Genomic DNA, 21,600 nt, shown 5'->3' on the forward strand with positions numbered 1-21,600 from the left:
TGTTAAAATTATTTTAACACTTTTCCCGTTTTTGTTCTATAATGTATAGCCGTGACTAAATGAGGTGAATGAAAATGGAAGAAGCTATCAAGTCGAGACGTCTTATTGTAAGAAGCTTTGCTTTAGTAATTATTGTGGGTGCTGTATTACTAACATTACCCATCGCGTCAAGAAGTCACAGCTTTACCGATTTTGTGGACGCGTTGTTTACCAGCACATCTGCAGTGTGTGTGACAGGACTTGTAGTTAAAGACACGTGGGACTACTTTAACTTTTTTGGACAGTTCATCATTATGTTACTTATTCAGTTTGGTGGCTTAAGCTATCTCACTATCACGACGTTCACATTATTATTGTTAACTGGAGCCCGCATAGGTCTTCGCACAAGACTTACATTGGCATCTCAATTCAATGTAAGTAGCATGCAAGGTATTGTAAAACTATTGGGATTCACTGTCAGGTTTTCTTTTGCTCTTGAGGCATTAGGTGCGCTCTTATTGTCTTTCAAATTTGTTCCTTATTACCTTACTCAACGCGGCTTAGCAGGAGGTATATGGGCATCTATTTTCGATTCCGTCAGTGCTTTCAACAATGCAGGTTTCGATGTTCATGGAGGGTTCCGTTCTTTATCGCAATTCGTACAGAGTCCCATTGTAAATTTAACTATAATGGGCCTCATAATCGCTGGTGGGTTAGGATTCGTGGTTTGGTCTGAAATATTCCAGCGAATCAGAGAAAGAAAGTTTGTATTTTCACTTCATACCCGAATCGTACTGACAGTAACTGCCGTTCTTATCATCTCTGGAGCTGCTTTGATAGCTATCTTTGAATGGAATAATCCGAAGACTCTCGGTGCATTACCACTCTCTGGCAAGATCTGGGCGGCCCTTTTTCAAAGCGTCACCCCAAGGACAGCCGGCTTCGCTACCATTAATCACGGATATGCCACGATGCCAACGTTATTGGTAACCATGCTACTTATGTTCATTGGTGGGTCACCTGGAGGTACTGCAGGTGGCATAAAAACCACAACATTCTTTAGTGTTTTTCAATACATAAAAGCTGTACTAACGGGCTCTAATCGTGTTCATGTTGCACATAGAACCATAAAATGGTCCATATTGGACACTGCTAATGCCATATTAATCCTGAACATTACTATAGCTGTTATCAGCATATTTTTGATGAGTATTTTTGAACCCCAGTTGCCGCTTCAAAGGATAGCTTTTGAAGTGTTTTCAGCACTGGGCACAGTGGGTCTCACAACAGGTATTACACCTACCTTGACTGTAGGCTCAAAGATTGTACTGATATTAACGATGTTTATAGGTAGAGTTGGCGTGTTCACCATATTGACAGGTTACATATTTAAGCCTGAGTTACCGAGCTACACATATCCTGAAGAAGATATAATTGTAGGGTAACAAACGAGGAGGGAACATTGTGGCAAAAAAGAGTATCGCCGTTTTTGGCCTTGGAAGGTTTGGCAGTGCTTTTGCTAAGACAGCTGCCGAACTAGGACACGAGGTAATCGGCATTGATAAAGACGAAACTGCTATAAAGGAACTTTCTCCTTACTTAGTAGTCGCTGCGCAAGCGGATCTTTACAAGATGACAAAGAATGATATCTTATCACTTGGTGTTAGGAATGTTGATTTTGCCGTCGTAGCTATTTCTGAACTTGATTTGTCGGCACTGCTATCTCTGGAGCTACTTGAAGAAGGTATACGCGTTGTAGCGCGTGCCAATTCTGAACTGCAAGCAAGGTTACTAAGAAAGCTGGGTGTGGAGAAAGTAATCATGCCGGCGGCAGAAAGTGGTGTTAGAGCTGCTTATCAGCTCCTTGAAGGTCATATTTACGATGTAATGGGCATATACACAGACTTAGTCATGTCAGAACTTAAACCACCGAACAGTTGGGTTGGCAAAAAGCTCAGCGAATTAAAGACTCCCACTAAATACGGTATTCTCATTATTGGAGTCAAGAACAAGGAAGATTTCATCTTAGGAAATAGCGACTATGTCGTTAGAGATTCTGATATCCTGCTCATTGCAGGAAAAACGCAGGATGTTTATAGCTTCTTGCGCCAACAGCGCCAGGCCTTTAAGGCCTAGCGCTGTATTTAACAGGCCATTTTTCAGGAGAAACTATTTTCTTTATTCCGCTTGGTAAATCCTTAAGCTGATTCAGAACGTAATTGCGAATCTCTTGAGGACTTTTCTTTTCGCCTACAGGTATTCCCTGGTCTATCACAGTCTGAAGCATTTTCTGCCCACTAAGCTCACAGTCGTAAAGTGAAACTACGTCGCCATCATTGGAACGCCATACGTTTTTATGACCAGGAGTGTTGGAAAACTTGGCTTTAGGCTCTCCGTCAACCTCTACTATTTTAAGAGCGAAGTCAAACACAGGCGCATTTGCCAGTTTTGTTCCAACGCCAAACCCTGCAACCATGGGCTCATAAATGGGTATTTCGTATTCATCAATGCCACCGCTTATCCAGAAATCCACATTTCTTAACCCCATACGATCCAGTTCCCAACGGATACTCGAAAGCGTATAAGCCAAGTCCTTCGTATCCAGCCTGATACCTTCAAGTCTCGTACCAAGCCTTTTTGCCGCTTCCATAGTTTCATTAAAAGGAGCCCCGGTGGTATCCACCAGCATAATCCGAGGTACGGATGGGTCTAAATACTTATCGTAGTATTCGAAGGCAGTACCCGGATCGCCGCCTAAGGCTAACACAAGGGCATGAGGCATAGTACCAGCAGCCGGTATGCCAATCCTTCGAGCTCCCTCGACGTTACTAACCCCATCCATACCGCCTATGTATGCACTGTATTCTATGGCAGGGGCAACAGCGGGATGCATACGCCTGGTGCCAAAACTCAACATCTTTTTATCCCACGCCGCAACTCTACAACGCGCAGCTTTGGTAGCAATACCTGTCATAAAAGCCACAAAGCCAATAATAGCTGTTTCTAATTTCCCAAAACTGAGGTAAGGACCCTTGATGTTCAACACAGGTTCACCAGGGAACATAATGGTGCCTTCTTCCATTGCCTCAACGGTGACTGGTAAACCTTCCAGCAATTTGAGAGCCTCATTAATCCCAGCTAATACCCCAAAACCGTAGTCTCTTGAAGGGAATTGTTTTACGTGCAATTCCATGACAACTTCGGGATTCTTACCAGCTTTTGATAGTATTTCTTCTGTGCGTTCGAAATATGCATCCGTAACGTTGCCGCTAAGTATGTCACTGGCAGATGCCACAAGGAATTCTTTCATTCAGATCACTCTCACTCGTATTATCGTTTTACCGCTCTCCACCATGGGAAAATACTGCCAAAGTACACAGCACCGTTTCCAAGATACTCTTCAATACGAAGCAGTTCATTGTATTTTGCCACACGTTCGGAACGAGCGGGTGCACCGGTCTTTATGAAACCAGCATTACTTGCTACTGCCAAGTGCGCGATAGTGGTATCTTCTGTCTCACCGGAACGATGAGAAACAATGGAACGATAACCTACCAGATGAGCAGTACGAATTACATCGAGTGTTTCAGTCACTGAACCGATCTGGTTAAGTTTTATCAATATCGCATTGGCAATCTTATCCTCTACGCCTTTTGCAAATATTTTTGGGTTTGTAACAAACACATCGTCGCCAACGAGCATTACTTTATTGCCCAAACTTTCTGTAATAAGCTTCCATCCTTCTTTATCCTGCTCTCCCATGCCATCTTCAATAGAAATGATAGGATAACCTTCCACCATTTCTTCGTAGACAGAAAGCATCTCTTTAGGTGAAAGCTCTTTACCTTCATATCTGTATTTGCCACCATCGAAAAATTCTGATGCGGCGGCATCCAACGCAAGATAAACTTGTTTCCCTGGTTCATAACCAGCATCTTTTATAGCCTGCACAAGTACTTCCAAAGCTGCTTTGTGGTTGGGTAAACTGGGTGCAAAACCGCCTTCATCTCCTACTGCAATGCGATACCCTTGCTTTTTGAGTAGCGTTTTCAGGCTCGCATATACTTCTGCACCTGCTCTTAAAGCTTCGCTGAAAGTTGAGAAACCGGCAGGTACGATCATGAATTCTTGGAAGTCCAAACCACTGTCAGCGTGGACTCCACCATTGATTACATTCATCATAGGTATGGGCAAAGTTCTCCCCTGCACACCGCCAAGATAGGCAAACAGCGGAATTCCAAGCGACTTTGCAGAAGCTTGAGCCACAGCCAGAGAAACCGCAAGAATGGCATTGGCGCCTAATTTTGATTTATTTTCTGTCCCATCAGCTTCAATCATGGCCATATCAATACCAGTCTGGTCGTAGGCATCCATTCCGATGACTACTTCTGCTAAAACTTCATTGACATTGGCTACAGCTTTGCTGACACCTTTACCACCAAATTCTTTACCGCCGTCGCGCAATTCCAGTGCCTCTCGGCTTCCCGTTGACGCACCCGATGGCACAGCTGCTGTGCCCATGGTACCATCCTCAAGTAGTACTGTAGCTTCTACCGTGGGATTTCCTCTTGAATCGAGGACCATTCTGCCTTTTACATCAATTACTACAGGGCTTTCCACATATTCCATTAACAATCGCCTCCTAAAAACATTAATTAAAATTCACTTGCTTCCAGCCCAATTTTAACGGCAGCCATGTTTAACTTGAATAAGTCACCTTTAAATCTTTCTTTTAATGCCTGTTCTACTTCATCAATACTTACATCACCCAATGTCTTTAGAACACGGCCAAGAGCAACCATGTTCATAACACGTGAACTGTGCAACTCTTCTTTTGCCCATCGTTCAAATGGAACAAACAAGAGTTTCGTTCCGTATTGCTCTAAGTTCTTATCCTTCAAGCTCTCATCAGCTAAAATTACGGTATGCTCATCCATTTTAGGCCTTGCTCCCGGCAACGCATCTGCAGCAAATGCAACTATGACATCTGCTTTTCGCACTTTCGGATAATATATTTCACTATCACTCATAACTACCTCAGCACGCGCTAAGCCACCCCTCTGAGCGGCATCATATACAACTGTTTGAACTACATTCCAATTCTTTAACGCATATGCCTCAGCCAAAAGCGCTCCCATCAAAACGACACCTTGACCACCTGAACCAACGATATAAACTTCACGTCTCATAGCCATTCCTACGCCTCCCAAAGATTTCTATAACTCTTACTTAGCTCAGGCGTCGTCTTATCATCTTTGAAGACACCTATGGGAATTTTCCCTTCTTTTTCATCTTCGGGACTTTTTGCCATAAACGTGTTCTCTTTGAACCACTGGAGCATTTGCACAGGATCAGGCATGCCATTAAAACGCCCAAAGTAGGTTGGGCACTGGGAAAGCACCTCGACCACGGCAAAACCATCATGTTGAAGTGCTCTGCCGATTATCTGGCCGACATAAACCGGGTTTGCCGTATGTACACGAGCAACAAAAGTTGCACCAGCACCCAGAGCAAGTTTACAAACGTCCATAGAAGGCTCAACGTTTCCGTAAGGCGTTGTAGTAGATTTTGAGCCTTGAGGTGTGGTTGGAGATACTTGCCCCCCTGTCATACCGTAGATTCGGTTGTTGACTACGATAGCTGTAACACCGATATTTCTCTTTGCCGCATGTATAAAATGATTCCCGCCAATACCAACACCGTCACCATCACCGAGCATGGCAACGACATGCATATCTGGGCGAGCCATTTTTATCCCTGTAGCTGTTGGCAAGGCCCTTCCATGTATGGTGTGAAGTGTTTGAGCATTGACATAACCTGAAGCTCTACCTGTGCAGCCGATACCCGTTACAAAAACAACATCGTCATTCTTCCATCCAAGTTTTGTAAACTGCTCAATGACCTGACGCAATATGGTTCCTATCCCACAACCAGGGCACCATATATGAGGAAGATGCTCTTTTCTTAACCATTTATCTGGTGCTGAAGACATGGGAACAAAGCTTGCTTCAGCATCATTTTCATTAACCATGAAGGATCGCCTCCTCAATCATTTCAGGCGGAATAAGATCACCATTGACCAGATTTACGCCAATCACTGGAATATCAAAGCCTTTTAACGCCCATTCTACAAGTAGTCTGAGCTGACCATAGTTAATCTCAGGCACAACGATTTTTTTAGGGTGAACATTGCTAACAATATTTGAAAGTTCATCTTTGAAAAATGGCCACATGGTAAAAGGTCTTATTAGTCCGACCTTGTAGCCTTGCTCTCTTAGTTCGCTTACAACACCTTTAGATACCCTACCCATGGAAGCAAAGCTGATTACAAGCGTTTCTGCGTCTTCAAGCATGAAGGTCTCGTATTCGATAAGTTCATTACGATGGCGTTGGACTTTCGTGTTCAGTCTGTCCAACAACTCTTTTACTTTATCAGGTCGGATCGTTGGGAATCCGTTTTCCGTATGTGCGGATCCGGTAACGTGCCATGTGTAGCCTTTCCCCAATGGGGGCAAGGGCATGACATCGCCGTTCTCTGTGGCGTAAGGCAAGTACTTTTCTGGAGGAACGTTAGGCAATGTTCTTTCTGGTATGACAATAGGCTCTGGAAAGTCCACGTTTTGCCTCATATGGCCTACAACTTCGTCTGCTAGTACAATGGTAGGCATCCGTAGTTTTTCCGCCCAATATAACGCTTTTTGTGTATATATATAAAACTCTCTAACGTTTCCCGGAGAAAACACTGCAACGGGATGATCCCCATGAGTGCCCCATATAGCCTGCATGAGATCTCCTTCACCGATTTGCGTTGCTAGCCCTGTAGAAGGTCCAGCCCTCATGACGTTAACGATAGTTATAGGAATCTCGGCCATGGCAGCGTAACCAATTGCCTCCTGCATCAGAGAAAAACCTGGACCACTGGTAGCTGTCATAGCTGGGAATCCAGCATAGGAAGCACCTATAACAGCCATGATGCTTCCTATTTCATCTTCCATCTGCAGATAGATACCTTGATGTTTGGGTAGCATTTCTGAAAGTGTTTCGGCAATTTCAGAAGAAGGAGTTATTGGATAACCGGCATAAAAACGTAGTCCAGCATCTATGGCGCCCATGGCACATGCCACGTCACCCATGACAATTCTGTTCAAGCCAATGCACCCTCTTTCTTGTACACCGTTATGGCAAAGTCTGGACAAATCTGATAGCATTGAGTACAACCAATGCAAGCCAATGCATTCACAGGAACACTTTTGCCATCTTCGTCCCTAAGTTCGAAGACCTTCTTGGGACACACTAAAACGCATAAACCGCAAGCTTTGCAAAGCCTGGTATCAACAGAAACATCGAACTTATTCAAACGTTTCACCTCCTCATTCGCCACTCTCTGCGTGACGAATGCATTGTAATGGTTCTATTGTTAACACTCTCACATTTAATATAACATTAACACTGCCTTTACTGAACATTATGTTTAAGGAAAGGCAGCGTTGTAGGGAATACAGAAGTAAAGTTCTCCAGTACTTGAGTACTCAGGTACTCCATGTCAATGCCACGGAGTTCGCAAGTTTTCTTATACACTTCCACGACGAAAGTCGGGTCATTTCGTTTTCCCCTAATGATTTGAGGAGGTAAATAAGGGCTATCCGTTTCCAATAATAAATGGTCCAAAGGTACCACAGACAGAGCAGCACGTATGTCATCAGACTTTGGATAGGTAATGTTCGCTGTAAATGAAATAAAGAAATCCTTTTTAAGTACTTGCAAAACTTCTTTGCTTCCGTGGGAGAAACAATGGAAAATAACGGGAACATTTATTCTGTAAGTGTTAAAAACGTCCATTACAGCGTCAAATGCTTCTCTTTCGTGAATAATGACAGGCTTATTATAATAAAGCGCTATCTCAAGCTGCCTCTTAAACCATAGAAGCTGATCATCTGGCTTAGTTTGTGACCTTACTGTATCTAAACCTATTTCCCCAACAGCATCAGCCTGCTGGTAAAGATATTCCCATTTTTTCAGTTCATCCACTGAGCCAGTAGCGTCATGGGGATGAACCCCAACCGCCACCGGCTCGCTCTCATTTCTCAGTTCTAAAGCCTTTTTTGATGACTCAATATCGTATCCGACCCAAAGAAACGAAACAAGGCTGGACCTCACCTTTTTTAATACTTCATCGCGATCATCGTCAAACGCATCATCTTGCAAGTGCGTATGGCTATCGATATATGAAGGTGTCATTTTATCCTTGTTCCAGGTTCTGGATTTCCATCACAGGAGAGCAAGTTTGGTAAGCCATCTTCTCCTGTAGCTGCAAGAAGCATGCCTTCAGAAAGAACACCCATGAGCTTTCTTGGTTGCAAATTAGCAACGACAATTATTCTTCTTCCCACCAATTCCTCAGGCTGATACTTCAAACCGATGCCAGCAACAACGGTACGTTTGCCGAGAGGTCCAAGATCAACAGATAACTTTATAAGTTTATCGCTCTTGGGCACGCGTTCAGCAGCTTCTATAAGTGCTACACGCAAATCAACTTGAGAGAACAGATCATATTCAATGAGAGGTTTTTGTTCATCTTTAGCCGGTTCGTCCTTTTTTGTTACTGTTTCGCTAACGTTAGGTTCTGTGTCCGAAGAGACTTTTTCTTCTTTATATCGTGGGAATAAAGGTGGTTCATTTAAATCCGGTGAAAATGCAGCTGTTTCTCCAAAGAGCAAGGATATGTCACATCTTAACGTTTCACCTATCTGTTTAGAAACTGAGGGCATAGCTGGGCTAAGCATGGCTGTTACAACTTTAAATGCTTCCAACTCGGCATATAGCATTTCATTCAAGTCATCGCCGCTCAACGACCACGGTTTTTCTTTATCTTGGTAATCATTCAGGAACTTCACTATACTCATGGCTGCAATTAAAGCACCTTGAGGATCTTCATTTTCAAAGGCAGAACGGTATTTAATTAAGGCGTCCGCGACAACCTCTGATATCCTTGAAAACCGTCCCCCAGTGGTTTTATGAACACTTTCTATGTTCTTCTTCTTCATAAAACCGATAACACGATGCAGCAGATTTCCAAAATCATTAGCCAAGTCGGCATTATAAACATTCCAAAGCGCTTCCAGTGAAAGGTCCGCGTCGTCTTTTTGAGGACCTGCAACAAGCATAAAATACCTCAATGCGTCCACAGCCGTATCTTCATTAACATTAACCGTATCTTTGATGTGATTAGCTAAGTCATAAGGGCTAAAAATGTTTCCTATGCTCTTAGACATTTTTTGTCCAGAAACCAGCCACCATCCGTGAGCAACAACTTTCTTGGGCACAGGTAAACCTAAGCTCATAAGCATAGCAGGCCACATAGCAGCATGATGTCTAAGAATGTCCTTACCGATTAAATGCACACCTGGCCAGAACTTCATTTCGTTATTTTCTTCGCCATATCCTAAAGCCGAAATGTAGTTTAGCAGTGCATCAAACCACACATAGACCGTATGATGCGAATTAAATGGAACTGTTATACCCCAGGGCACACTTGTACGCGTTACTGATATATCTTTCAAACCTCGCTCTATGAAGGAGCGTATTTCGTTTAACCTCGTATTAGGTACAACAAACTCTGGATTAGATTTATATAAGTCGAGCAATGGCTCTTGATATTTACTCCATTTAAAGAAATAAGATTCCTCAGAAACAAATTCTACTGGGGTATGATGTATGGGGCAGTTACCATCCACAAGTTCATTTTCCCCATAAAACGTTTCACATTTTGAACAGTACCAGCCGTTATAGGTCCCCAAATAAATATCACCATTTTTGTACATGACGTCCATGGCATGCTGAACAACTCTTTCGTGCCGTGGTTGGGTTGTCCTTATAAAATCATCGTTAGAAATGCGTAAAAACGTCCAAGCCTGTTTGAACTTATCTGACATTTCATCTACAAACGCCTGAGGGTTTATGCCCCGCTCTGAAGCTACTTTCATAATATTTTGACCATGCTCGTCTGTTCCTGTTAGAAAAAATGTTTCATCACCTACGAGTCTATGATATCGTGCCAGTGCATCTGCAAATATGGTAGTATAGGCGCTTCCCGCATGTGGCTCGGCATTCACATAATAAATAGGTGTGGTGACATAATATCGTCCCATAACATTTTCGCCTCCAAACAAATATGATTAACTTCTGATTGAATTTCTTACTCCACGGTTACCGACTTTGCCAAATTTCGCGGCTTATCAACATCTGTACCACGAAGTACCGCGTTGTAGTATGCAAAAAGTTGTAACACAGGTATGCCCACCAACGGTCCAAGGAGCGGCAGTGTATCAGGAACGAAAAATGCCCATCTGCCAATATCGTGAAGTGCTTTCTTGTTGCGTTCAAAAGCGAGCACGAACACATCTCCTTGACGAGCTTTAACCTCTGATACGTTGCTTATGGTTTTCTCCATGATATCTTCTTGCATCAGGATAGCAATGGTAGGTGTATCGCTTGTTACCAAAGCTAAAGGACCATGTTTGAGTTCTCCTGCGGGGAATGCCTCACTATGGATATAGGATATCTCTTTGAGTTTTAGTGATCCCTCCAGAGCTAACATATAGTCCAATTGCCTTCCGATGAAAAAGATGTCATTTGTCTTGTAGGTATCTTGAGCAATTTCTCTTATGGTATGAGCTTGATTCAGCACTACTCTTACTTTTTCTGGTACATTCCAAAGCTCCTGCAATATGTGCTTTTCTGCCTCGTTGTCTAAGAGGCCCTTCAGCCGAGCCATGTAAATAGCAAAAAGGTAAAGTACAGCGAGTTGTGTACTGTAAGCCTTGGTAGAAGCAACAGCGATTTCAGGGCCTGCTTGCGTAAGGAGTGACGCATCAGCCTCCCTATAGACAGAACTACCCAACACGTTAACTACTGAAATCACAGGAATGCCATCAGCCTGCATAAGTCTGAGCGCTTGCAGTGTGTCCGCTGTCTCACCAGATTGACTTATAACAAGCCCTATGGAATTATCATGCCAATGATGTTTTGCATAACGAAATTCACTGGCAACCTCTATTTCCACATCCAAGCCAGCCATGTGTCTTAAAAGATACGCTCCCACCATACCGGCATGGTAAGCCGTGCCGCAGGCTGTTATGTAAATACGCTCAGTTTTTTGCAGTTTTTCCTGCAATGGAGTTAACTCCTCAAGAATAACGTGATTATCAATCACACGTCCCAAAAGAGTGTTCTTTATAGCCTGATCTTGCTCCATGATTTCTTTAATCATGAAATGATCGTAACCACCTTTTTCTGCTTGAGCTTCGTCCCAATCTACATGCGTTATTTTCAACGGTATGTCGTCACCATCAAAATCGTACATATCCACATGGTCTGCTCTAATGTCGGCAACTTGGCCATTTTCCATTATGACAAATTCCTTTGTGTGTGATAAGAGAGCAGGTATGTCAGATGCCAAAAAGTTCTCGCCGCTGCCAAGCCCAATAACCAATGGAGAATCCTGCCTCACTGCTAATATACGTTCCTCTTTTAAACTGATTATGCCTAATGCAAACGCCCCTTTTAATAAGGGAAGAATCTTGAACAAGGCAGAAAGGATATCTCCTTGGTAATATTCCTCCAAAAGATGAGCTACGACCTCTGTATCCGTCTCTGATGTAAACTTGTGTCCTTTTTGTGCCAACGATGCCTTTAGCTCACGATAATTCTCTATAATTCCGTTATGGACTACTGCAATAGTACCTGTACAATCTGTGTGTGGATGAGCATTTTCATCCTTCGGTGCACCATGCGTAGCCCATCGTGTATGTGCAATTCCCAAATGAGAAGTGGGAACATCCATAATGTCACTTTCGAGCTCAGAAATACGCCCTTTCTTTTTAGCTATAAATATGCCATCATTTGTTTTTAGTGCTACGCCGCTACTATCGTAACCTCTATATTCAAGTTTTTTTAATGATTCGATGAGAATATCGTAAGCGTCTTTAGGTCCTACATACCCCACAATACCGCACATCGCTAAGTCACTCCTTAAAAAGGCGCTCGGCAATAGGCACAATGGTGTCCAGCGCTTTCGCCACTTGCTTCTCATTTCCTTCAATGGTTATGCGAAGTAACGGCTCTGTACCAGATGGTCTTAGAACAATCCTCATTCCGTCGCGGCAAAAGTCGTTTACAATTTTGTCCAATTCAGGATACGCAGATAAATCAAAGTCTGACGTTATGCGCTTACCCAACGATACATTCACTGTCCGTTGCATTTTCTTTTTCACATCAACGAGCAAGTCTTCAGGTTCAGCATCAAGCTCTGAAAGAATGCTTAGAATGGATGCCATAATACCAATGCCATCGCCAGTAATATTCATCGGCGTATAGATAATGTGACCAGACGGTTCCCCTCCAACCATGGCTCCTGTTTCACGCATGGTATCGGAGACATACTTGTCTCCGACATTGGTCCTTAAGAGTTCCCCTCCCATCTTTTGTAAAAACTCTTCAAGACCACTATTTGTCATAACAGTTCCCACCACTATCTTAGGATCCCAAAGCTGTTTTTTTGCCAAGTATTCGACAAGTATTGCCATCAAGTCATCACCATCTAAAACACGACCACTTTTCGTAACTGCCATGACGCGATCTCCATCACCATCAAAAGCAAAACCGATTGGCACATCCAATGCTTTTACGACACTTATCAGCGGATCAAGGTGCGTAGAACCGCATTCGTGATTTATCCAGTAACCATCTGGAGTCGCAAACAAAACGTGAACGCGAGCGCCAGCTTTCTTTAAAACGTAGGGAGCCGCCGCATAAGTAGCGCCATGAGCGACATCAACAACAACCGGAATTTGATTAAGATTAATTTTGGATTTCTCTAAGATTTTGTCACCGTAAAGTTCATTACTGTTCGGTACATTATAAAGTTGCCCAATTTCCGGCCACGAAACAGCTTTATTACCTTGAACCATGAGTTCTTCTAATATTTCTTCTTCTGCTTCTTGAAGCTTCAATCCCATGCTACTGAGCACTTTTAGGCCATTGTCCTCCATTGGATTGTGCGACGCAGAAACCATAACTGCAGCGTCCGCTTCGAATTGTCTTGTGAGCATGGACAAACCAGGTGTCGGTAGAACACCAAAATACAGTACATCTGCACCATAAGACATGAGCCCTGAACTAAGTGCAGTAAACAGCATATTGCTTGATGTTCTGGTGTCTTGCGCTACACCTACCAATGGTCTATTCCTTTTTAAGTGTGATTGTCTTAACATGATAGCTATGGCTTTCCCTAAGTTAAAAGCCAACTCAGGGGTCATTTCTTTGTTAGATCGTCCACGTATTCCGTCTGTTCCAAACATTTTAGGCATTAGAAATTGCCTCCTTTTCCTAAAAATACGCAACTTGTAGGATAGTCTGTGAGTTCGCCACTGGGCGTCACTACGATATCTGAAGCTGTTATTTGAAGTGACGAAGGGCACAAAAAGCTATAAAGATGCCCATCTACAAGCAATTCTGTGGCAGTCATCGTCTCAGCAGAATATGAAACCTTTACCCAACCAGAGGAAGGCTCAAGCACTTTTATACCGGTTGGCAAGACTAAAGCTACGTTCACAGAACTACTGCCCGAAGCAACACTAATTTTTGCAGTGTTAATAAACGAGATAGCGTCTACTACACTGCTTGTTCCCTGAATTGTCACAACACGCGGTGTAATCGTATAACCCTTTAAAAAAACATTATTGGGCACATCAAATTGAGGAAGTACTGGAACTTGCATTGTCACTGTATCTTTAGCCTGTTCGATTGTTACAGTGATTAAATCAGGGCTAATCTTTACGTTATCTACTTCTTTTCCGTTCTTATCCACGGCTATCGGTTTAAGTTGCATGGATTCTGCACCTGTTAGCGGACTTTGCACCTTTATATCGGTCACCTGAGCAACAGCCGTTTCAGGCCCGGTAACGATAACTTGCCCAGGTTCAACTTTCATATTGACAACATTGACTTGCATTAGCTTACTAACAATGGGTTCTACATGCACTTTTACTTTCTCAGGATTCAGAGAAATAACTTCACCAGAGGTAGGAGCAAATGTTTGCAACGGGAGTTCTTGATCTCCCCACTTTGCTTGATCTAATCGTACAAACACAACTGGAGGTTCCTTTTCGCCGATTAAAGGCACATCATAGCTTACGTCAACAGTAGACGGCGTTACTTCATAATACCAATTAGCTTGGCCATTAACTTGTAATATCTCAACCTTCTGAGTCAATCTAACTGGCAGACTGCCTGCCGCTACAGAAGACCACAAACCAAGCGCAATGATGAAAGAAAGAAGTAGCAATTTTGTTTTATCAGAAAATTTAAATGGTTTTCTGTTTTTGTTTTCACGCTTCATGATTCCCACCAGATATAAATGATTCTAATATGAATGGCAAATCTTTTAGCTCTACATACCGTGTTAAATGACCTTTGTAAGCAAAACTTATGACACCCGTTTCCTCTGAAACCACTAATGCTACAGCATCCGTTTCTTCTGTGATGCCAATGGCAGCTCGATGGCGTGTACCGATATGGTCACCACGTCTATCCGCTAATGGCAAAATCACACGAGCGGCAACAATGCGGTCTTTTCTAATGACCACAGCCCCATCATGAAGTGGACTGCGCGTGTTAAAAATGGAAAGGAGTAAGTCAGCAGAGACTTCCGCATTTAACATAGTTCCCGACTGCGCAATGATATCCTTTAATCCAACATTACCTTCGAACACAATCAGAGCCCCAGTCCTATTTGCAGAAAGAAGTTCTGCTGCTCTGACTACTTCACTGATAACTTGTTCCATATCATATTCCTTAACGGGACGGAACAAATTCCTGAATGGATCAAGGCTAAATTCTTCCAAAGCCCGTCTTAATTCGGGCTGAAAAATAACGGGTATGGCAAAGATCATCATAGTGGCCACATTGTTAAACACCCACCGTGTCAGTTGTAAAGAAGAAAACAGCCTTCCTAACCAACTTAAAACAGCCAAACCGGCAAGTATGATTAAGAGACCACGAGCCAAATGGTACCCTCTGGTCCCATATATGCTAGATAAAAGCCAATACAATAACGCCGTCACCAAGGCAATGTCGATGACGGCTCCCAGAATTGTTCCAAAACTTGGCAACAATGCGTTGATCATCGATAAATTATTGTACCAGCAACTCCCCTTACAACAGCTTCCGCTTCATCTAAAGAGCCGATGGCAACTTGTCCATCTACTCGCTCCAAATACTTTATAGCAGCCAGAATTTTAGGCCCCATAGAACCTGCGGGGAAATGACCTTCATCATAAAGTTCTTTTAAATAATCCAGATTGGCACGTTCAATGGACTGCTGCCTATCTGTCTTAAAGTTTATGTAAACTTTATCAACCTGTGTCAATATAACAAATTGCTCAGCCTTTAACTCTACTGCCAGCAGAGAAGAAGCAAGGTCTTTGTCGATAACGGCTTCAACACCTTTAAGAATGCCATTTTCTTCGATAACCGGTATTCCTCCACCACCAACAGTAATAGGCACGATATTAACATCCATGAGCGCCCTTATTGCATCCAACTCAACAATTCTGCGTGGCATAGGGGAAGGGACAACACGTCTGTATCCACGCCCCTTGTCTTCCTTAAAGACCCACCCCTTCTCTTTTTCGAGGTTCTTAGCTGTTTCATAATCGTATACAGGGCCCACGAACTTGCTCGGATTCTGAAAAGCCGAATCTTCTTTGTCAACCACGACTTGTGTGACCAAAGAAACAAAGCTCCTCACATCCGCAGATAAGGAAAGAGCGTTTTGAAAAGCATTTTGAAGTACGTAACCAATATAACCCTCGGTTGTAGCGTCCAACACATCAAGAGGGAAAGGTGTAGCAACATCTTTAGCCTTATCATGACGTAAAAGCTCTGTACCAACCTGAGGGCCGTTACCGTGCGTTACAGCCAAGCTGATACTCTTATCCGCTGCCAGCTTAAACAGTTGGGCAGCAGTACGCCCAGCGGCGTACTGCTGCCCTTCTATACCATCTGGCCCATCAGATAGTTGCAGTGCATTTCCACCTAAAGCAAGGACCAATTTCGTCATGTTTTTTAATCTCCCAAAAGCATAGCCAGAATGGCTTTATGAGCATGAAGCCGATTCTCTGCTTCATCAAAAATCGCTGATTGAGAACTGTCAGCTACTTCATCTACTACTTCTTCTCCACGATGAGCCGGCAAGCAGTGCATAAACACTGCATCTGCTTTAGCATGCTCCATGAGCTTCGGGTTTACTTGATATGGAATAAACAATTTCACTCTTTCTTCGTGTTCCGATTCTTGACCCATGGAAGCCCAAACATCCGTGTAAACTACATCCGCATCCTTTACCGCCTGGAGAGGGTCTCTAAGTACTTCTACAGAACTACCATGTTTCGATGCAAGCGTTTTCGCTTTTTCGACGTAATAAGATTTTGGTTCATAACCTTCCGGCGTAGCAACAGCAATGTTCATTCCAACTAAACCAGCAGCAAGCATAAGAGAATGGGCAACGTTATTGCCATCTCCTACGTAAGTAAGCTTCAAGCCCTTAAGCGTACCGAACTTCTCCCATATCGTCAAGAAATCTGCAAGAACTTGGCTGGGATGCTCTTCATCTGACAGGCCATTGATTACAGGTACATTTGAGTACTTCGCGAGGTCGACAACATCCTGATGATCAAACACACGAGCCATGATACCGTCGACAAAACGACTCAATACGCGCGCTGTATCAGCTATGGTTTCTCCACGCCTCAATTGCATGTCGTTTGAAGAAAGATAAAGTGGATAACCACCTAATTGGTACATGCCAACCTCAAATGCCACACGCGTTCTGGTAGATGGCTTTTGGAAGATCATGGCCAATGTCTTGCCCTTCAAGTACTCGTGCCTCTTACCTGCAAGTGTTTCCAGCTTAAGGAGTTTTGCAAACTCCAGTAGCTCCCAAAACTCTTCTTCGGTAAGATCAGCAATAGAGAGCAAATCTCTACCTTTTAGCTTAACTGACACGTCTTACCACCCCATCTTCTCGTGGATTATATCTTGGAGTGTTGGTTTGCCAATTTCTTCCAGCTCATATCCTACGCGCACGATGGGCTTATTCAGTTTCACCAATCTGCTTATGTCGATAGGAGTGCCAGACACAACCACGTCAGCAGGAACGTTATTCAAAGTAACTTCCAAATCCTTTATTTGCTGATCGCTATAACCCATAGCTGGCAATACATCTTCCACTTGGCCATATTTGGCGTATGTGGAAGCAATAGTGCCCACAGCATAAGGTTTTGGAGAAACAATTTCACTTGCACCATACTTTATTGCGGCAATGTACCCAGCACCATAAGACATACCACCATGGGTAAGTGTAGGTCCATCTTCTACTACAACAACCTTTTTGTTAGCAATCTTGCTTATATCTTCTACGAACAACGGTGAAGCCGCATCTATTATAACTGCATTGGGATTAACGTTACGGACATTTTCTCTGACCATTTCAATATCTTCGAAATCTGCCGTATCTTCCTTATTGATAACGATAACATCTGCCATACGTACGTTTATTTCACCCGGATGATAAGTGACTTCGTGCCCCGGTCTGTGTGGATCAACAACAGTGATCATAAGGTCAGGCTGATAGAATGGAAAATCGTTATTGCCGCCGTCCCATAGCACTACATCAGCTTCCTGTTCGGCCTGGCGCAGAATAGCTTCATAATCTACACCTGCATAAACAATAGCTCCGCGATCTATGTGTGGTTCATATTCTTCACGCTCTTCTATGGTGCATTTCTGTATATCTAAATCTTCATACGTGGCGAAACGTTGTACTTTCTGTTCAGCCAAATCTCCATAGGGCATGGGGTGCCTAACGACGACGACTTTCTTTCCCATGTCTCTGAGAATCTCTACAACACGACGTGTAGTTTGGCTCTTTCCTGAACCGGTTCTGCCAGCGCATATGGCTATAACAGGTTTTGTAGATTTCACCATTGTTTGCTTTGGTCCAAGAAGCATAAAAGAGGCTCCTGCTACCATCGCCTGAGAAGCCTTATGCATAACGTACTCATGCGGAACATCAGAGTAACTGAACACAACTAAATCGACATTGAACTTCTTTATCAAGTTATCAAGTTCAGATTCAGGATAGATATCAATTCCGTTGGGATAGAGTGAGCCTGCCAAAACAGCTGGATATTTTCTTCCTTCAATGTTTGGAATCTGGGTAGCAGTAAAAGCAACAACCTCATACTCATCGTTGTCTCTGAAAAACACATTGAAATTGTGAAAATCTCGCCCCGCAGCTCCCATGATGATTACTCGTTTCTTCATTTGGACACCTCCTCAAATTTGGTGGTCAAGTTTATTCCGATGTTAAAATTATAGCCAATGGAGAGCTATTTTTTTTGTGGCATACGCGTTGATAAGGTCGACTTTGCAGAAATATACAACAGTATACAAGCCGATGCTTCGTTATACGCAACTAAACAAGTAATCACACTAAACCCTGAAATGGCTTATGAATCCAGGACGAATTCTGCGTTAAAACAAGCGATTCATGATGCAACGTTTGTCATACCTGACGGAATAGGAATTGTGGCTGCAGCTAAGCGCAAAGGATATACTCTGGAACGTCAACCTGGTATTGAATTGGCTGAATATATACTTTCAAAAGGGGAAAAATTATCTTTCTTCTTCTATGGGGCTACGCCTGGCGTGGCTGAGCGAGCGATTAAAAACTTAAAAAAGCGATACACTTTTAATGTGGTAGGAATAGAAAACGGCTATGCGAAAGAAGAAGAAACCTTGGAGAAGATAAGCAAAAGTGGAGCGGATGTTTTATTGGTAGCAACAGGGTCACCCAAACAAGACTTATTCATTTACAGAAATAAACCAGAACTGGGTGTTAAGTTGGCATTAGGTATTGGTGGCAGTTTTGATGTTTGGGCCGGCGTAAAGAAAAGGGCACCGAAATTAATGCGTGATTTACACCTGGAGTGGCTTTGGAGGGCAGGCCTCGACCCAAAGCGCTGGCGTAGACTGATGAAAGCGTTTCAGTTTAATGTGACATGCAGATAGCATTCGTTTGTACAACGCCGTTCCATTATTACCTGTTTGAGCCTGTAAAAAAGCACATCAAGAATAGTTCATACGTTTTGGTAGAATCTAACCCAAAACAATACAGATCAGCACGCGTTTTTTTTGAAGGAAAAGCACTGGATGCGGTTGCCAACAGCACGGTTTTGGAAGATTTCGACGTGTTTGTATGCCCTTTCCTTACTCCTCTTGTTTACCAAGAACACAGTGATAAGACATTTGTACGAATGGTCTATGGACTTAGTAAGGCTACGTGGAATTATGGCTGGTGGAATATGTTTTTTGATGAATTCTTGGTGTATGGTGACTACGACAGCGAAATGCTATCCTTTTATGGACATACAACAAAGGTAGGCAATCCCAAGTTTGATAGTTGGTTTAAAGGCGAAGTGCAGCCCTATGAAGTAGATAGAGCGAAAAAGACTATATTGTACTTGCCTACCTATGATGATCTGTCAACATTGCATTGGGTAATTCCTGTGCTGAGCAAAATGTCCAATGAATATAATGTTTTGGTAAAAACACACCATGGAACAGATGCCAAAGAGTTAAATAAAGTTTTTTCCAAAGTAAAGATTCTTGGTGGAGATGTGGATATACTTCCTTTATTGTCATCGGCAGATGTGGTAGTTTCTGATTACTCAGGTGCTATATTTGATGCGGTGTTAGCCCAAAAAGCGCTGGTATTGGCAGATATCCCGGGAGCCGAAGATTTTCCAAACACAACACCGAATAGTTTGGAGCATGTGGTACGAAAATTTGCACTGCATACAAGCGATGAGTCAAAACTCGAAGAGTATATAGTAAAGGCATTAACTGGAGATCCCTACTTGCAACAACGAAAAACGGCTTGTCAAACATGGTTTGCAGTGCGTGATGGCACCAGCGGAGAAAAAGCAGCTGAGGCGATTATGCATGCGAAAAAAGATATAAGAGACCAAAAGCAATTTGTGCAGAACTCTTTACTTCATTCTTCTGACTTTAAAAAAGACCTATATAAGAAAAAAGCTGAACGATTTTTAGGTAAAAACTTCTCATGGCTGTAATGTTAAAATATTTATTGAACAAAAGGAGGTTTTGACAAACATGGTAAAAATCATTATAAAAAATGAAATAACAAAGAATGATGATTTTAAAGGTGCGTGCCAGACAGCGTGCAAAACGTCTGCCACAGTAAGTAACGTAACTTTTGAGCCAGAAAATTAACAGTGTCTCTTTATCCTTTTAATTTAATGGACCGTTTCTTCATCGTCCATGAAGAAACGGGTTCCTGTTTTGAAGTAGACAAGGACACCTTTGAAGCTGTTCAGTGTGGAGTGACTCCTGAAGATGTAGAAGCTGTTTTACCAGAAGTTCCATCAACGGATTGGCTTAAAAACCGTTTAGAAAATGAGCCACGTCATTTTAGTGCATTATGCCTAAATGTGACCCACATGTGTAATATGGCTTGTACTTATTGTTTCGCTCAACAAGGTGATTACGGTGGCTCAAAAGGTATAATGTCTGAAGATGTGGCAAAAGCTGCAGTTGACAGATTAATGAAATCGCCTTCCTCATGGGTTGACATAGATTTTTTTGGAGGAGAACCACTTTTGGCATGGGAAACGGTATCGCACACGCTAATATATGCAAGAGAACAAGCAGAGAAAAATGCCAAACGCATCCGTTTCTCCCTTACAACCAATGGTTTGCTTCTGAATGAAGAAAAACTTGATTTTCTGGATGAATATGGTGTCAATTTAACATTATCGATAGATGGACCAAAGGAAATACATGATACATTCAGGGTTGATAAGGCAGGCAATGGAACTTTTGAAAGATCCATTGCAGCCTTTAAGGAAGTAGAACGGCGCAGAAAAGGCAGTAATTACTTTGTTAGAGGCACCTTTACTCACCAAACTTTAGATTTTTCTGATTATGTGAAATTCCTTGTCAATGAAGGGTTTAAAACCATATCCATGGAACCGGTAACAGGTCAGGGAATGCCTTGGAGCATAACGACAGAAGACCTGCCCAAAATTAGAAGTGAGTACGAAAAGTTGGCTTCTTTTTATATTGAAAAAGCACTTTCCGGAGAACGTTTCTACTACTATCATTTTGAACTGAACCCCATAAACCCTCCTTCAGTGGTGAGACGATTTACAGGGTGCGGTGCAGGTGTTGAATATGTGGTTGTAAATCCGCAAGGTTACATTTATCCGTGCCACCAATTCGACAATGTAGCTACGTTTTCCATGGGAAATGTTCTAATGCAGGATGTAAAAGCACACCCAGATTTCTTGAAAGCGCATGCCCTTAATAAGGCCCATTGCAAAGATTGCTGGGCAAGAGCATTGTGTGGAGGCGGATGCCACGCAGAAAATTACTTCTCCACAGGAAGTATCTATGGACAAACTCCTATAACCTGTGAAATCGTTAAAATGCGCCTTCAATACGCATTAGCGGCTAATGCTATACTCCAAAAGTAAAACT

At 42.8% G+C, this 21,600-nt stretch carries 20 protein-coding genes; 5 read left to right on the forward strand and 15 right to left on the reverse strand.

The window, feature by feature from the left end; translation table 11 throughout:
* The first annotated feature begins 74 nt into the window (after nt 1–74).
* Both D890_RS0104620 and D890_RS0104625 read left to right on the forward strand, forming a co-directional pair.
* Nucleotides 75–1,424: a TrkH family potassium uptake protein gene (locus D890_RS0104620; RefSeq protein WP_018963340.1), complete on the forward strand. Its 1,350-nt coding sequence runs from the start codon at nt 75–77 to the stop codon at nt 1,422–1,424.
* A 19-nt stretch (nt 1,425–1,443) separates the two neighbouring features.
* Nucleotides 1,444–2,115, forward strand: coding sequence for a potassium channel family protein (locus D890_RS0104625; protein WP_018963341.1), 672 nt, complete (start codon nt 1,444–1,446; stop codon nt 2,113–2,115).
* Here the strand turns inward: D890_RS0104625 and D890_RS0104630 are convergent.
* The 15 genes from D890_RS0104630 to D890_RS0104700 form a co-directional block, all read right to left on the reverse strand.
* Nucleotides 2,105–3,289, reverse strand: coding sequence for a nicotinate phosphoribosyltransferase (locus D890_RS0104630; RefSeq protein WP_018963342.1), 1,185 nt, complete (start codon nt 3,287–3,289; stop codon nt 2,105–2,107). The genes D890_RS0104625 and D890_RS0104630 overlap by 11 nt on opposite strands.
* Before the next feature lie 20 nt (nt 3,290–3,309).
* Nucleotides 3,310–4,608, reverse strand: coding sequence for a phosphopyruvate hydratase (gene eno / locus D890_RS0104635; RefSeq protein WP_018963343.1), 1,299 nt, complete (start codon nt 4,606–4,608; stop codon nt 3,310–3,312).
* 26 nt (nt 4,609–4,634) lie between these two features.
* The gene (locus tag D890_RS0104640) at nt 4,635–5,174 is read right to left on the reverse strand and encodes a 2-oxoacid:ferredoxin oxidoreductase subunit gamma family protein (protein ID WP_018963344.1); all 540 of its coding nucleotides are present in this window, start codon (nt 5,172–5,174) and stop codon (nt 4,635–4,637) included.
* Between the two features lie 2 nt (nt 5,175–5,176).
* Nucleotides 5,177–6,010, reverse strand: coding sequence for a thiamine pyrophosphate-dependent enzyme (locus D890_RS0104645; RefSeq protein WP_018963345.1), 834 nt, complete (start codon nt 6,008–6,010; stop codon nt 5,177–5,179).
* Entirely contained in the window at nt 6,003–7,127 is a 1,125-nt protein-coding gene (locus D890_RS0104650) for a 2-oxoacid:acceptor oxidoreductase subunit alpha (protein ID WP_018963346.1), read from the reverse strand. Before D890_RS0104650 ends, D890_RS0104645 begins: the two co-directional genes overlap by 8 nt.
* Nucleotides 7,124–7,345, reverse strand: coding sequence for a 4Fe-4S dicluster domain-containing protein (locus D890_RS0104655; protein ID WP_156802671.1), 222 nt, complete (start codon nt 7,343–7,345; stop codon nt 7,124–7,126). Before D890_RS0104655 ends, D890_RS0104650 begins: the two co-directional genes overlap by 4 nt.
* An 89-nt stretch (nt 7,346–7,434) precedes the next feature.
* Nucleotides 7,435–8,217: a TatD family hydrolase gene (locus D890_RS0104660; RefSeq protein ID WP_018963348.1), complete on the reverse strand. Its 783-nt coding sequence runs from the start codon at nt 8,215–8,217 to the stop codon at nt 7,435–7,437.
* On the reverse strand, nt 8,214–10,127 hold the full coding sequence (metG, locus tag D890_RS0104665; RefSeq protein ID WP_018963349.1) for a methionine--tRNA ligase: 1,914 nt from the start codon (nt 10,125–10,127) through the stop codon (nt 8,214–8,216). The genes D890_RS0104660 and metG overlap by 4 nt, the downstream gene beginning before the upstream one ends.
* Before the next feature lie 47 nt (nt 10,128–10,174).
* Nucleotides 10,175–11,995 (reverse strand): glutamine--fructose-6-phosphate transaminase (isomerizing), encoded by a 1,821-nt coding sequence (gene glmS / locus D890_RS0104670; protein WP_018963350.1) that lies wholly within the window; start codon nt 11,993–11,995, stop codon nt 10,175–10,177.
* Between the two features lie 7 nt (nt 11,996–12,002).
* Nucleotides 12,003–13,346: a phosphohexomutase domain-containing protein gene (locus tag D890_RS0104675; protein ID WP_018963351.1), complete on the reverse strand. Its 1,344-nt coding sequence runs from the start codon at nt 13,344–13,346 to the stop codon at nt 12,003–12,005.
* Nucleotides 13,346–14,377, reverse strand: coding sequence for a CdaR family protein (locus D890_RS0104680; protein ID WP_018963352.1), 1,032 nt, complete (start codon nt 14,375–14,377; stop codon nt 13,346–13,348). Before D890_RS0104680 ends, D890_RS0104675 begins: the two co-directional genes overlap by 1 nt.
* Nucleotides 14,367–15,164, reverse strand: a complete 798-nt coding sequence (gene cdaA, locus D890_RS0104685) for a diadenylate cyclase CdaA (RefSeq protein WP_018963353.1) — start codon at nt 15,162–15,164, stop codon at nt 14,367–14,369. The genes D890_RS0104680 and cdaA overlap by 11 nt, the downstream gene beginning before the upstream one ends.
* Entirely contained in the window at nt 15,161–16,099 is a 939-nt protein-coding gene (locus D890_RS0104690) for a carbamate kinase (protein ID WP_018963354.1), read from the reverse strand. Before D890_RS0104690 ends, cdaA begins: the two co-directional genes overlap by 4 nt.
* Before the next feature lie 5 nt (nt 16,100–16,104).
* Nucleotides 16,105–17,043, reverse strand: a complete 939-nt coding sequence (argF, locus tag D890_RS0104695; protein WP_018963355.1) for an ornithine carbamoyltransferase — start codon at nt 17,041–17,043, stop codon at nt 16,105–16,107.
* 3 nt (nt 17,044–17,046) lie between these two features.
* The gene (locus D890_RS0104700; protein WP_018963356.1) at nt 17,047–18,363 is read right to left on the reverse strand and encodes a cyclic 2,3-diphosphoglycerate synthase; all 1,317 of its coding nucleotides are present in this window, start codon (nt 18,361–18,363) and stop codon (nt 17,047–17,049) included.
* Nucleotides 18,364–18,420: 57 nt separating this feature from the next.
* Here D890_RS0104700 and D890_RS0104705 point away from each other — a divergent pair, with 57 nt between their 5' ends.
* The 3 genes from D890_RS0104705 (at nt 18,421) to D890_RS0104720 (ending at nt 21,596) form a co-directional block, all read left to right on the forward strand.
* Nucleotides 18,421–19,110 (forward strand): WecB/TagA/CpsF family glycosyltransferase, encoded by a 690-nt coding sequence (locus D890_RS0104705; protein ID WP_018963357.1) that lies wholly within the window; start codon nt 18,421–18,423, stop codon nt 19,108–19,110.
* Nucleotides 19,101–20,174, forward strand: a complete 1,074-nt coding sequence (locus D890_RS0104710; RefSeq protein ID WP_018963358.1) for a CDP-glycerol glycerophosphotransferase family protein — start codon at nt 19,101–19,103, stop codon at nt 20,172–20,174. Before D890_RS0104705 ends, D890_RS0104710 begins: the two co-directional genes overlap by 10 nt.
* Before the next feature lie 186 nt (nt 20,175–20,360).
* Entirely contained in the window at nt 20,361–21,596 is a 1,236-nt protein-coding gene (locus tag D890_RS0104720; protein ID WP_245533141.1) for a radical SAM/SPASM domain-containing protein, read from the forward strand.
* Nucleotides 21,597–21,600: the final 4 nt, after the last annotated feature.

The organism is Coprothermobacter platensis DSM 11748 (assembly GCF_000378005.1).
GTDB classification, from domain to species: Bacteria; Coprothermobacterota; Coprothermobacteria; order Coprothermobacterales; family Coprothermobacteraceae; genus Coprothermobacter; species Coprothermobacter platensis.

What these genes read in the sequence shown, in the direction of transcription:
- D890_RS0104620 (WP_018963340.1), top strand. Translation starts at nt 75, where the DNA reads ATGGAAGAAGCTATCAAGTCGAGACGTCTTATTGTAAGAAGCTTTGCT.
- D890_RS0104630 (WP_018963342.1), bottom strand. Translation starts at nt 3,289, where the DNA reads ATGAAAGAATTCCTTGTGGCATCTGCCAGTGACATACTTAGCGGCAAC.
- eno (WP_018963343.1), bottom strand. Translation starts at nt 4,608, where the DNA reads ATGGAATATGTGGAAAGCCCTGTAGTAATTGATGTAAAAGGCAGAATG.
- D890_RS0104640 (WP_018963344.1), bottom strand. Translation starts at nt 5,174, where the DNA reads ATGGCTATGAGACGTGAAGTTTATATCGTTGGTTCAGGTGGTCAAGGT.
- D890_RS0104645 (WP_018963345.1), bottom strand. Translation starts at nt 6,010, where the DNA reads ATGGTTAATGAAAATGATGCTGAAGCAAGCTTTGTTCCCATGTCTTCA.
- D890_RS0104660 (WP_018963348.1), bottom strand. Translation starts at nt 8,217, where the DNA reads ATGACACCTTCATATATCGATAGCCATACGCACTTGCAAGATGATGCG.
- metG (WP_018963349.1), bottom strand. Translation starts at nt 10,127, where the DNA reads ATGGGACGATATTATGTCACCACACCTATTTATTATGTGAATGCCGAG.
- glmS (WP_018963350.1), bottom strand. Translation starts at nt 11,995, where the DNA reads ATGTGCGGTATTGTGGGGTATGTAGGACCTAAAGACGCTTACGATATT.
- D890_RS0104675 (WP_018963351.1), bottom strand. Translation starts at nt 13,346, where the DNA reads ATGCCTAAAATGTTTGGAACAGACGGAATACGTGGACGATCTAACAAA.
- D890_RS0104680 (WP_018963352.1), bottom strand. Translation starts at nt 14,377, where the DNA reads ATGAAGCGTGAAAACAAAAACAGAAAACCATTTAAATTTTCTGATAAA.
- cdaA (WP_018963353.1), bottom strand. Translation starts at nt 15,164, where the DNA reads ATGATCAACGCATTGTTGCCAAGTTTTGGAACAATTCTGGGAGCCGTC.
- D890_RS0104690 (WP_018963354.1), bottom strand. Translation starts at nt 16,099, where the DNA reads ATGACGAAATTGGTCCTTGCTTTAGGTGGAAATGCACTGCAACTATCT.
- D890_RS0104700 (WP_018963356.1), bottom strand. Translation starts at nt 18,363, where the DNA reads ATGAAGAAACGAGTAATCATCATGGGAGCTGCGGGGCGAGATTTTCAC.
- D890_RS0104705 (WP_018963357.1), top strand. Translation starts at nt 18,421, where the DNA reads ATGGAGAGCTATTTTTTTTGTGGCATACGCGTTGATAAGGTCGACTTT.
- D890_RS0104710 (WP_018963358.1), top strand. Translation starts at nt 19,101, where the DNA reads ATGCAGATAGCATTCGTTTGTACAACGCCGTTCCATTATTACCTGTTT.
- D890_RS0104720 (WP_245533141.1), top strand. Translation starts at nt 20,361, where the DNA reads ATGGACCGTTTCTTCATCGTCCATGAAGAAACGGGTTCCTGTTTTGAA.